Source organism: Desulfobacterales bacterium (assembly GCA_028704555.1).
GTDB lineage: Bacteria > Desulfobacterota > Desulfobacteria > Desulfobacterales > JAQWFD01 > JAQWFD01.
In genome coordinates, this window is record JAQWFD010000044.1 from 16,805 (window position 1) to 28,305 (window position 11,501).

Below are 11,501 nucleotides of genomic sequence, written 5' to 3' on the forward strand. Positions count from 1 at the left end.
GTGTTGCTCCTTATTCTGTATGGTTTTTAATTTTTTACAGCTCATTCATCCGTTCGGAAACGGTGTGCCATAAACTTTTGATATCCTCTGCGGCAGGGCTGTTTCCAAATTCGACAACCGATCGGGTCTCAAGTTGCGCCTGGGTGACGGCAGGGTCGTATCTTATTCTTTGACAAACCCTTACATCCTGACTGCGTGCCTGTTTTTCAATCTCCATAGTCAGCTGCTCGTTTATATCCCATTTGTTAACGCAAGCCATTATGGGGATTTGGAAGTGATGCGCTAATTTGATGATTCGATTCAGATCATGCAGCCCGCTCAAGGTTGGTTCGGTAACGGCCAGAACCAGTCCTGCGCCGGAAATGGAGGCAATGACCGGACATCCTATTCCCGGAGGGCCGTCTACCAGAATAAAATCGATAAACCGTTGTTCAGAAATTTTTTTGGCCTCGGAACGCACCAGCGCAACCAGCTTTCCGGAATTTTCTTCGGCAATTCCTAATTTGGCGTGAACCATGGGGCCGAATCGGGTATCGGAAATGAACCATTGGCCGTTTGTCGCGGGAGAAAAATCAATCGCTTTGCTGGGGCAGAAATGAGCGCAAACCCCGCAGCCTTCGCAAGCAATGGGGTCAACGGTAAATATGGGCGCATCTGTGCCTTCATTATGAATTTGGATCGCATCAAACCGGCAGATGCTTTGGCACAGTCCGCACGCAGTGCATTCGTTCTGGATTATTTTTGCACGTTTTCCGCCGGAAAAATCTCGCCGGTGAATTACTCTGGGATTGAGAATCAGGTGCAGGTCGGCGGCATCCACATCGCAGTCGGCCAGAACGCAATGCGACGCCAGCGCTGCAAATGCTGCTGTCACGGAGGTTTTTCCCGTTCCTCCCTTTCCGCTGATCACGACAAGTTCTTTCATGAGGTGTGCCTTTCTGTATCCGGAAAATCGGTCAGGATTTTATTGAGCAAATCCGTAAAGGTGGATTGGTATTCCGGCAATGCCCTCGCGATCATCTCTCCTCTGGAGTAGGCTTCTGCGATTCGGCGATCGTCGGGGATTTCCGCTATAACGGGGATATGTTCCGCTTTACACCAGGACAATACCTGGTTATTTCCAATATCGCAGCGGTTGATTACCACGGCAAACGGAAGGTTCATTACCCGTACCACCTCAACGGCGAGTGTGAGGTCATGGAGGCCAAACGGAGTCGCATCCGTAACCAGTATAACCTTGTCACAATCCCGGATGGTTTCAATGACCGGGCAGGACGTTCCGGGGGGGGCGTCAATGATTATAAGATCGGTATCGGCACCTTCCTCTTTTACCGCTTTGATTACCGGAGGGCTCATCACTTCACCGACATTGAGAACACCCTGGACAAACCGTATTTTTCCGGAATGACCGATGTCCAGACGGCCTATTTCCCGCGAGACTTCGCTGATGGCCTTTTCCGGACATACCCGAATGCATCCACCGCACGAATGACACAATTCCGGACTGACCAGGACCTCCTGGCCCAGACACAGCAGGGCATTAAATTGACAAATTTTTGCGCACTGACCACATCCGGTACAAAGAACCGAATCGATTTTGGGGATCAAATGTCCTGCAGGACGGCTTTGTTCGATGACTGGTTTTAAAAAGATATGCCCATTGGGCTCTTCTACATCACAGTCAAGGTAGGCAACGGCCAACCCCCTGGCGCTGGCAGCCCAGGCAAGGTTTGCTGATACCGTGGTTTTGCCGGTTCCGCCTTTTCCGCTGGCCACAGCTATCTTCAGCTTGTTTCCTGTATGTTTTAGATTGTTTGGCATTATAAATCCTGTCTTTTTTTTGCCTGGTTCAAAGCAGGGTAACAGTTTTTAAGATAAAACCTTACACTGATAAGTTAAAATATTGATTAATTAAGCCTGCTTTTTATAAAAAATGTTACCCTGAATGCAATACTATTGAACCCTGCCTCTTTTATTTCTGTTGTTGCCAGGCGCCAGAGTTTATACCCTTATATACCGGCCGCATCGTTTGCAGATGCTTTTTTAAGCTTTCCAGCATTGAAATCATCAAGTACATTCTGGACGGTTCCGGATGAACTGAGATACACATCCACATGGGCAGCAGCAAGCGCACGGTACGCCTTAGGTCCCATCATACCTGAAATTACCACTTTTACGTTTAAATCCGAGACGGTTTGAGCTGCCTGGATTCCGGCCCCTTGTGCCGTATTGACTCCAGATGAATTATCAAAGGCTTCCCAGGTCTTCGTGTCACTGTCATACACCATAAACCAGGGCGCTCTGCTGAAACGTGAATTAATCTTGCTTTCCGGGGTGTTTCCCTCTGAGCTGATGATAATTTTCATTTTTTTTGACTCCTTTATAAGAATTACTCATATAGTGGATTGGTTGTCCGCTGTTTCTGGAAATGCAGCAGCAGACAAAGGATGAACTTTGTGGTCTGGTGTACTGGTCTTCATTCAACCATTTGATCAGTACATCCTCAACTTCGCCTATATACCCCCAGTACACCCGGATCCCATCTGCTGTCAGGGCTTCCTCAAACCGATTATGGATGCCGCCGCACAGCACGCATTCAATATGATTAGCCTTGAGCCAGCCAATCGTGTGCAGAGGGGAGGCGTGATCCGACCTGTATTTTTTTGATTCCAATATGCGGGCGGTTGTTGTGTCTGCCGTTACGAAATAAAATTCCCGCGCCTGCCCGAACCGTGGCATCACACGAGTTTCGTAGCAGGGGATGGCAATCCGAATCAGATCAGTGGTATGTTCCTGTTTCATATCTGACTATACTTCAAAATCTGTGCCAATGAATTATAAATAAATAAAAAATTAAAACAAGGCTGTTATTTCAGACAGATGGCTGAATGGTTTCGGCAGAATGGGCAGGAAAGCAGGGAAAAACTGATTGTTGCAAATGCATCAAGTTTAAGGGAATTATTAAATTAACATATTTAAATTAAAGATAAAAAGTATGCATGTTGCAGTTGTGTTTCATTAAGCAACACTATGCAACAGAAAACAATTGAAAATTAAGTTATATCGAGGTCTTTTATCCATCGCCACAATGTTGTCCGGTTAATTCCCAGGGCGGCAGCGGCCCGGGAGCGGTTATCGTCATACTTACGGAGGATGTCCTGCAATTGAGCTTTGGACGGTCGCTGCCGGCCGACCGTTATCGCAGGGGGCGGCGATGTGGGGCGGGTCGATGGCAAATCTTCGATTCCCATGATATTGCCGCGGCAGAGGATAACCGCACGTTCAACCATATTAAGCAGTTCTCTGATATTTCCCGGATAGGAATGGCTGAGCAGATAAGCCATCGCCTCTGAAGAAAACCCTCTGATTTTTTTGGCGTACTTGCTGGTGTATCGTTCCAGCGCCATGTCAAGAAGAAGGGGAATATCTTCGGGACGGTCAACTAACGGCGGAATTTTTAACGTAATGACATTGATTCGGAAAAACAGATCCCGGCGGAAGCTGCCTTCGCTGACCATCTGTTCGAGATCCCGGTGAGTAGCCGCTAAAAATCGGACATCGGCCCGTCTCGGACGTTTTGCGCCAAGCGGTTGATATTCATGGTTTTCGATGACCCTGAGCAGCTTGACCTGCAGGGGCAGGGGAAGGTCGCCGATTTCATCGAGAAACAGGGTGCCACCTTCGGCCTGTTCAAGACGTCCCGGACGGTCCTCGACAGATCCGGTATAGGCGCCGCGTTTGGCTCCGAATATTTCGGCTTCCAGGAGCGGCTCCGGAAGCGCCCCGCAGTTGATGATGACCAGAGGTTTGTGTTGTCTGGGACTCAGATCGTGAATGGCCCGGGTAAAAAGTTCTTTTCCCGTGCCGCTGTCTCCCTGAAACAGGACGGTAACGTCACTGGCCGCCACATCCGGAAGAATGTCAAACAGCCGTTGCATGACAGGGTTCCGGCTTGTCAGGTTATGGAAGGTGTATTTTGCTTTGACTTCCTGTGCCAGCGCATGAAGCTGGGACAGGTCCCGAAACGTTTCAACCCCGCCGACAGGGTTTCCATCCGGATCCCTCAAAACAGAAGCACTGACGGAAATGGGGATTTCCCGGTTGTGCCGGTCCAGGACATCCACTTCCCGATTGGTCACATTCTGTCCGGTTTTCAGGGCTTCCTTCAGCGGGCAGTCCGTAAAGCAGATATTCGTCCGGAAAATTTCGCAGCATCGCTGGCCAATTGCCTCATCTCTGGTAAAACCGGTGATTTCCTCAGCCGCCCGGTTAAACCAGGTAATTTGCATATCCCGGTTAACGGTAAATACACCGTCGGCCACACTGTCCAAAATCGTGGCCAAGTGTTCAAGATGGGTGCAAGGCGTTTCATTCATCCTACACCATAAACTGTTTTATTTCGGGATGCAAGCGGGTTTGGACAGGAAAGGGGTTAAAGGGGAAAGGGAATAGGACTGAGTGCTGAGGACTGAGTTAAAAGGCTCGGCCCTCTGGCCTCTGTCTTCTGCCCTCAGCCCTTTTTTCTATTGACATTTATGGACACCGCAAGCTATATGAGCAGGCTTGTCAAAAACAGGCGTTAATGAGAATAGGAGAAATTTATGGAGATAACCGTCAAGGACGCGGCACGTCTGTTGAATGTGTCTGAAAAATCCATTTACCGGTGGATAAAGCAGGGTAAATTGCCTGCATTTAAGCTTAACGAGCAGTATCGGTTTAACCGGACCGAACTGCTGGAATGGGCAACCGCAGGCAAACTGAATGTATCGCCCGATATTTTTCGTGAGCCGGATGGCACGACCGACCCAATGCCGACGATTGAAGAAGCCCTCCAGGCCGGAGGCATTTATTACCGTATTGAAGGCTGTGACAAGGAACGTGTCCTTCGCGCCGTGGTAGAGCATATGCGGCTTCCGGATGAAGTGGATCGGGAGTTTCTCCTGCAGGTGCTTCTGGCCCGGGAAGAGCTGGGTTCAACCAGCATTGGAGACGGTATCGCGATTCCGCACGTGAGAAATCCTGTCGTGCTTCATGTCCCCCGTCCCAGTATGACCCTGTGTTTTCTCGAAACGCCGATCGAATTCGGGGCAATTGACGGAAAACCGGTTCATGCGCTGTTTACGCTGGTAAGTCCCACGATCCGTGGGCATCTTCACATGCTGTCCCGGCTGAGTTTTGCTCTCAGGCAGGACCGGTTTCTTGATGTCATCCGGCGTCAGGCGGTTCGGGAAGATATTTTAGGCGAGGTTCGCCGTATTGAAAATGGTCTGGAAAACAGTAACATCGAAAAAGGTGAGGATAAATAGCGTCTTATGATCGTTCTGCTTTCAGGTGTAATCATTATCGCGGCAGGCGGGCTTGCCGCTCTGGTGACCAGCCGGTCCGCCCGCCTGTCGACCGCACTGGGGGTCGGTGGCCTGTGTATCGGCAGTCTCGTCGGTCTGGTCCCGTCGGTTACCGTTCTTTTAAACGGGTCCCGGCTGTCGCTTCATCTGCCGTGGCATTTCCCCGGGGGATCTTTTTTCGTGGAAATCGATCCGCTGTCCGCGTTTTTTTTGATTCCTGTTTTTGTGGTATCTGCCCTGACCGCCATTTACGGTTCAGGCTATCTTCAGCATTATCGACAGACGCATTCACTCGGGGTGCACTGGTTTTTTTTCAATATACTGGCAGCCGGTATGGTCATGGTGACAGTGGCCAGAAACGGATTGTTGTTTCTGATATCCTGGGAAGTCATGTCTCTGGCGCCTTTTTTCCTGGTCACATTTCTCAGCGACAAATCAAAAGTCCGTCATGCGGGCTGGGTATATCTGGTGGCAACACATCTGGGCGCGGTTTTTCTGCTGGTGTTTTTTCTGCTGATGGGCATGGATTCCGGAAGTATGGATTTTGACCATTTCAACCCGGCCGGATACGCTCACCCGAGCCTGCTGTTTTTGCTGGCCGTTGTCGGATTCGGCTCCAAAGCAGGATTCATACCCTTTCATGTCTGGCTGCCCGAAGCCCATCCGGCCGCGCCGAGCCATGTATCGGCACTCATGTCCGGGGTGATGATTAAAATGGGGATTTACGGCCTGTTCAGGACGCTGATTCTGCTGAAGACATTGCCGGCCTGGTGGGGATATAGCTTTATCGGCATCGGCCTGGTCTCTGGAATTGTCGGGGTAATGTTCGCCCTGGCTCAGCATGACTTAAAACGGCTGCTGGCGTATCACAGTGTTGAAAATATCGGGATCATCGCCCTTGGAATGGGAGTCGGGATGCTGGGACTGACCTGGGATATTCCCGTACTGGTTGTTCTGGGAGGAGGCGGGGCCCTGTTTCATGTCCTGAACCACTCGCTTTTTAAGAGCCTGCTTTTTCTTGGCGCCGGATCTGTTCAACACGCCGTGGGAACGCTGGAGATTGAACACATGGGCGGCCTTCTCAAGCGGATGCCGGTGACCGGACTGACATTTCTGGTCGGTGCGGTAGCCATATGCGCATTACCGCCTCTGAACGGGTTTGTCAGTGAATTTCTTATTTACCGGGGATCGATTTACGGCAGTCTGTTGCTGGACGGCTCACGGGTGGGGTGTATGCCGCTGGTGGTTGCCGGTCTTGCGCTGATCGGCGGACTTGCCGCAATATGTTTTACCAAGGCATTCAGTATTGTTTTTCTGGGGTCAGAACGCAGCGGGCAGGCCACGTCCGCCCGTGAAGCCCCGCTGACCATGAGGGTGCCCATGTTGATCTTGTCCGGGTTGTGTCTGCTTTGCGGGCTTTTCGGTGCCTGGATTTTAAAAGCGATGGCGCCGGTTCTGAATATTCTCATGCACCGGCCAGCGGATACAATACCGGCCGGACTTATCGAAGCAGCAGATTCTCTGGGAACGGTAACATGGGCCTTTGCCGGTTTGATTTTTGCTTTGCTTTGCCTGATATGCCTTCGCAAGAGACTGATGTCAAAACACCCTGTGCGCGAAGGGGTGACCTGGGACTGCGGATATATCCGCCCCACGCCGCGGATGCAGTATACGGCTTCGTCTTTTGTTCAACCGGTGACAGTTTTTTTCCGTGGGGTGTTACAGACCCGGAATGCAGTGTCCCCGCCGGAGGGACTGTTTCCGCAGAATGTTTCTCTGGCGACCGAGACCCCGGATGTGTTTGAAACGAAATTCTACGCCCCGCTGTTTAACGGGACCGAACGGTTATTGTCCGGATTGCGGTGGATTCAGCAGGGACGGGTCCAGCTGTATATCGCTTATATTGTAATCACTTTGATTGTTCTTCTGATATGGAAAGTGAGATGATGATTATGTCTCATTCAGCCGTTTGGCCGGTGATTCCGGCGATAATTCTGGCGCCGCTTCTTCCGGGCGTTATCAACCGTATCAAGGCATTTTTGTCCGGCCGCCGGGGGGCGCCCTGGCTCCAGCCCTATTTTGACCTCTGGAAGCTGATGCATAAAGGTGCGGTATACAGCCGTACGACGACCTGGGTATTTCGGGCCGGTCCGCTGGTCAGTCTGGGAGCGGTTGTTATGGCGGCCATGATAACGCCGATGGGCAATGCGCCTTCGGTGGTCTCCTTTCCCTGTGATTTTATTCTGCTGGCGTATCTGCTGGGACTCGGCCGCTTTTTCACCATCATTGCCGCTCTGGATACGGGATCGAGTTTCGAGGGCATGGGATCCAGCCGGGAGGCCTACTTCTCTGCGCTGGCTGAACCGGCGTTGCTGCTGGCGCTGACCGCTGTTGCCCGGCAGACGGGAAGCAATTCCCTGTCCGGAATGTATCAGGTGCTGTCCACCAGTACCTGGGCGCTGACATCGCCGGGAATCCTGCTGGTGTTTATCGCGATGTTTATCGTATTTCTGGCTGAAAATGCGCGTATTCCGGTCGATGACCCCACCACTCATCTGGAATTGACCATGATCCATGAGGTCATGGTTCTGGATCACGGGGGATTTGATTTTGCCTGTATTACTTATGGCGCCGTCCTGAAGATGTGGATTCTCGGTCAGTTGCTGATTGGCATCATCGTGCCGGTGAATGTCGGCAGCGTGTGGGTGAATCAGATAATATTCACAGCCGTTTTGCTGGCCGGACTGGGCATTTCAGTGGCGCTGATCGAGTTTTCCATGGCACGGCTCAGACTGCTTCGGGTGCCCCAACTGCTGGTGGCGGCCGGGATTTTCTCCGTGCTGGCTTTTATTCTGGAATTGAGGTGAACCATGAACAACTGGATTGAGTTGCTGATTTTGCTGCTGATCCTGACCAACTTCGTAATGCTGGGCTCAAGCCGTCTGGCCGTCTGTATCCGGACGGTTGCCATACAGGGAATCCTGCTGGGTATATTGCCACTGATGATCGACTGGCCGGAGCTTGCCCTTCGAACGACGGTGGTATCGGCCGGTGCCCTGATACTCAAAGGGATGATATTTCCCTGGCTGTTGTTCCGGGCCCTGCGTCAGGCCGGTATCCGTCGGGAGGTTGAACCGTTTGTCGGCTATGTTCCTTCTCTGTTCATCGGCTTGCTGGGGCTGGTGGCTTCCCTGTATATCGGCACCAACCTTCATTTTCCGGTTCAGGGTGCAGTTGCCGATGTCATCCCGTTGTCGTTGTTTTTCATTCTGGCCGGCCTGTTTCTGCTGACCACGCGGAAAAAGGCCCTGAGCATGGTCATGGGATATCTGGTTCTGGAAAACGGGATTTACGCGTTCGGCTCCGTCGTGTTGAATAAAGTTCCGGCCATCGTGGAGATGGGCGTCCTGCTCGATGCCCTGGTAGCCGTCTTTATCATGGGCATCGCCACCTACCACATCAACCGTGAGTTTGATCACATCGATGTGAATAAGCTGGACAATTTGAAGGGGTAAAAAAGGACTGAGGAATGAGTGCTGAGGACTGAGTTAAAAAAAAGCGCCGAATTTTCCTCTTTTCTCTTAACAGATAACTATTAACATAACAGATAACTGGTAACTAAATATGGATAATACCGGGCATTTACTCTGGATCATCCTGGCTGTTCCGGTGGCGTTTGCCGGGATTTGCCGGATCTTCCGATCGCCACGAAGCATATTATCGTTCATGTGTGCGGGTGTTTTTGCGGAGACGGCTCTGGTTCTGGCAGCGGCCGGGTATACGTTTTATAACGGAACCCTGTCTTCGATCGGGCAATGGTTTTATATTGATTCGCTGTCTGCGTTTCACCTTCTGGTCATGATGCTGGTATTCTGCATGAGTACCGTTTACGGGTGTCATTATTTTGATGAAAAAATAGACGAGGGCGTGTTTACGACCCGTCTGGCCAGGCGATACGCAAGCCTGTGGTTTGCGTCTCTGGCAGCCATGAGCCTGGTGCTGGTTTCCAACAATCTGGGACTGATGTGGGTCGGAATGGAGACGACCACACTGGTGACCGCATTTCTGATTTGCGTATATTCCAATAAAACGGCTGTGGAAGCCATGTGGAAGTACCTGATCATCTGTTCGGTCGGAATCGCTTTTGCGTTCATGGGCACCCTGCTGGTAGCCGCTTCGGCGCATACGCTTGAGATCCAACTGGGGGAGGCCCTGTTGTGGACAAAGCTGGTGACAGTCGCCGGCGGACTGAATCCGGCGCTGGTAAAAGCAGGCTTTGTGTTTATCCTCGTAGGATACGGGACAAAGGCAGGTCTGGCACCCATGCATACATGGCTTCCCGATGCCCACAGTCAGGCCCCGGCTCCGGTATCGGCCATTTTTTCGGGATTTATGCTCAATGCCGCGCTTTACTGTATCATGCGCTATATTCCATTGGTTGATCAGGTTTCAGGTGCATCGAATTTCAGCCGTGAGCTTCTGGTTCTGTTCGGTATCGGCACGATTATTATTTCAGCCGCGTTTATTCTTTCCCAGCATGATTTGAAGCGGCTTCTGGCCTATCACAGCGTGGAGCATCTGGGCATTATCACGCTGGGCCTGGGCCTGGGGCCGGCGGGGATCTTTGCTGCCTTGTTTCATACGCTCAATCATTCGGTGTGCAAATCACTTGGATTTTTCTGCGCGGGCCGGTTAGGCCAGATTTACGGCACATATGACATGAGAGAGATTTCCGGGTCCGTACACCTTGCGCCCTTATGGGGTGGAGGACTTATGGGCAGTCTCATCGCGCTGATCGGTGTTGCACCTTTTGCGCTGTTCATGAGCGAGTTTTTGATTGTCAAAGCCGCTTTGGAGACGAATACGATCTGGGCGATGGTGCTTTTTCTGATCGGCAGCAGTGTGGTATTCATAGGCGCATTGAAGCATGCCATTCCCATTGCCTGGGGCGAATCTCCGGCAGTCCATGCCTCTTCCGGGCAAAGCACTTTTTTCGAGAAGGGACTTGTGACCGGAGCCCTGGCCCTGCTGCTGGTGCTGGGGGTGTGGATGCCGGATATGCTCAGTGAGATGCTGAGTCGGGCGGCCGATATAGTTGGAGGGCAAAATTGATTGAAAATAGCGTTTTGACCGTTTGTAATTGCATCCGTGCGGGTATCGGTGAGATTCCCCTGGTGGATAATCATGCATTCAGAAAAGGCGTCATCGATACCCTGTCGGCAGGAAGCCGGATTTTCGGCCTGTTTGCCAGTCCGGTTGGACAGAAGATGCGTTTGTTTGCGGTTCTCGGCCATGGAGGAACCAGCCGGATAAATATTATTTCGAGTACTGTGGGGGACGCATTTCCGTCATTGACGCCCGATTGCCCGCAGGCCGAACGCTTTGAACGTGAAATCGCCGAACAGTGGAGCATCCGGCCCGTGGGACATCCCTGGTTGAAACCGATCCGTTTTCACCACTCCTATGGCAGCCCGGTGGACATTTGGGAGCATTTGCCCGGTGACTGGATTCTGCCCGGCGTGATTGACGGCATCAAGGTCGGGGGCGATGAAATGCATGAGGTGGCGGTCGGACCCGTCCATGCCGGCATTATTGAACCGGGTCATTTCCGCTTTCAATGCTACGGTGAACACGTCTATCATATGGAGATTTGTCTGGGATATCAGCACCGGGGCATTGAACAGGCACTTATAGGCGGACCCGATCCGCGGACCGTCGGGTTCATGGAAACGCTGGCAGGCGATACATCCATCGGTCATGCCACTGCCGGGTGTCAGGCGATGGAGGCGTTGTCCGGCGTCAGTGTTCCGCCCAGAGCCCATGCCCTTCGCGGCATAGCGCTCGAGCTGGAACGTATTGCCAACCATACCGGAGACCTGGGGGCGATGGCGGGTGATGTGGGATATCTGCCGACAGCCGCCTGTTGCGGGAAGCTGCGGGGGGATTTTCTCAATTTGACCGCTGTCATATGCGGTAACCGATTCGGGCGGAGACTGGTCAGACCGGGCGGAGTGGCCTTTGATATTTCCCGTGACACCGCTATGCAGCTGGTTGAACGTCTTGAAAAAATATTTAGGCAGGTTAAGTCTACCGTTGGCCTGCTCTGGGAAACACCCTCGGTGCTGGCCCGTTTTGAAGGAACCGGCCAGATTACCA

General features: G+C 52.0%; 11 protein-coding genes. 6 read left to right on the forward strand and 5 right to left on the reverse strand.

Annotation, left to right across the window (positions count from 1 at the left end; all coding sequences use genetic code 11):
• Nucleotides 1-34 precede the first annotated feature (34 nt).
• The 5 genes from PHQ97_13780 to PHQ97_13800 form a co-directional block, all read right to left on the reverse strand.
• A complete protein-coding gene (locus PHQ97_13780; protein ID MDD4393805.1) occupies nucleotides 35-925 on the reverse strand; it encodes an ATP-binding protein in 891 nt (296 codons plus the stop codon).
• Nucleotides 922-1,821 carry an ATP-binding protein gene (locus PHQ97_13785; GenBank protein MDD4393806.1) on the reverse strand — a complete coding sequence of 300 codons (900 nt, stop codon included), beginning with the start codon at nucleotides 1,819-1,821 and terminating at the stop codon, nucleotides 922-924. Before PHQ97_13785 ends, PHQ97_13780 begins: the two co-directional genes overlap by 4 nt.
• A gap of 188 nt (nucleotides 1,822-2,009) precedes the next feature.
• Complete coding sequence (locus tag PHQ97_13790) at nucleotides 2,010-2,366, reverse strand: NifB/NifX family molybdenum-iron cluster-binding protein (GenBank protein ID MDD4393807.1); 357 nt, start codon at nucleotides 2,364-2,366, stop codon at nucleotides 2,010-2,012.
• Complete coding sequence (locus PHQ97_13795) at nucleotides 2,317-2,802, reverse strand: NifB/NifX family molybdenum-iron cluster-binding protein (protein ID MDD4393808.1); 486 nt, start codon at nucleotides 2,800-2,802, stop codon at nucleotides 2,317-2,319. The genes PHQ97_13790 and PHQ97_13795 overlap by 50 nt, the downstream gene beginning before the upstream one ends.
• A 251-nt stretch (nucleotides 2,803-3,053) precedes the next feature.
• Complete coding sequence (locus PHQ97_13800) at nucleotides 3,054-4,376, reverse strand: sigma 54-interacting transcriptional regulator (GenBank protein MDD4393809.1); 1,323 nt, start codon at nucleotides 4,374-4,376, stop codon at nucleotides 3,054-3,056.
• Between the two features lie 225 nt (nucleotides 4,377-4,601).
• Between PHQ97_13800 and PHQ97_13805 the strand changes: the two genes are divergently transcribed.
• From PHQ97_13805 to PHQ97_13830, 6 genes are all read left to right on the forward strand, one after another.
• Nucleotides 4,602-5,306, forward strand: coding sequence for a PTS sugar transporter subunit IIA (locus tag PHQ97_13805; GenBank protein MDD4393810.1), 705 nt, complete (start codon nucleotides 4,602-4,604; stop codon nucleotides 5,304-5,306).
• 6 nt (nucleotides 5,307-5,312) lie between these two features.
• Complete coding sequence (locus PHQ97_13810; GenBank protein ID MDD4393811.1) at nucleotides 5,313-7,292, forward strand: proton-conducting transporter membrane subunit; 1,980 nt, start codon at nucleotides 5,313-5,315, stop codon at nucleotides 7,290-7,292.
• A complete protein-coding gene (locus PHQ97_13815) occupies nucleotides 7,289-8,212 on the forward strand; it encodes an NADH-quinone oxidoreductase subunit H (protein MDD4393812.1) in 924 nt (307 codons plus the stop codon). The genes PHQ97_13810 and PHQ97_13815 overlap by 4 nt, the downstream gene beginning before the upstream one ends.
• 3 nt (nucleotides 8,213-8,215) lie before the next feature.
• Nucleotides 8,216-8,860, forward strand: coding sequence for a hypothetical protein (locus PHQ97_13820; protein MDD4393813.1), 645 nt, complete (start codon nucleotides 8,216-8,218; stop codon nucleotides 8,858-8,860).
• A gap of 109 nt (nucleotides 8,861-8,969) precedes the next feature.
• Nucleotides 8,970-10,457, forward strand: coding sequence for a proton-conducting transporter membrane subunit (locus PHQ97_13825; GenBank protein MDD4393814.1), 1,488 nt, complete (start codon nucleotides 8,970-8,972; stop codon nucleotides 10,455-10,457).
• Nucleotides 10,454-11,501, forward strand: a 1,048-nt coding sequence (locus tag PHQ97_13830) for an NADH-quinone oxidoreductase subunit C (GenBank protein MDD4393815.1), incomplete at its 3' end; no start/stop codon positions are given. The genes PHQ97_13825 and PHQ97_13830, both read left to right, overlap by 4 nt.

Coding starts and splice junctions, on each gene's coding strand:
- PHQ97_13795 (MDD4393808.1), bottom strand. CDS start 2,802: ATGAAACAGGAACATACCACTGATCTGATTCGGATTGCCATCCCCTGC.
- PHQ97_13820 (MDD4393813.1), top strand. CDS start 8,216: ATGAACAACTGGATTGAGTTGCTGATTTTGCTGCTGATCCTGACCAAC.
- PHQ97_13825 (MDD4393814.1), top strand. CDS start 8,970: ATGGATAATACCGGGCATTTACTCTGGATCATCCTGGCTGTTCCGGTG.
- PHQ97_13790 (MDD4393807.1), bottom strand. CDS start 2,366: ATGAAAATTATCATCAGCTCAGAGGGAAACACCCCGGAAAGCAAGATT.
- PHQ97_13785 (MDD4393806.1), bottom strand. CDS start 1,821: ATGCCAAACAATCTAAAACATACAGGAAACAAGCTGAAGATAGCTGTG.
- PHQ97_13780 (MDD4393805.1), bottom strand. CDS start 925: ATGAAAGAACTTGTCGTGATCAGCGGAAAGGGAGGAACGGGAAAAACC.
- PHQ97_13810 (MDD4393811.1), top strand. CDS start 5,313: ATGATCGTTCTGCTTTCAGGTGTAATCATTATCGCGGCAGGCGGGCTT.
- PHQ97_13815 (MDD4393812.1), top strand. CDS start 7,289: ATGATGATTATGTCTCATTCAGCCGTTTGGCCGGTGATTCCGGCGATA.
- PHQ97_13800 (MDD4393809.1), bottom strand. CDS start 4,376: ATGAATGAAACGCCTTGCACCCATCTTGAACACTTGGCCACGATTTTG.
- PHQ97_13805 (MDD4393810.1), top strand. CDS start 4,602: ATGGAGATAACCGTCAAGGACGCGGCACGTCTGTTGAATGTGTCTGAA.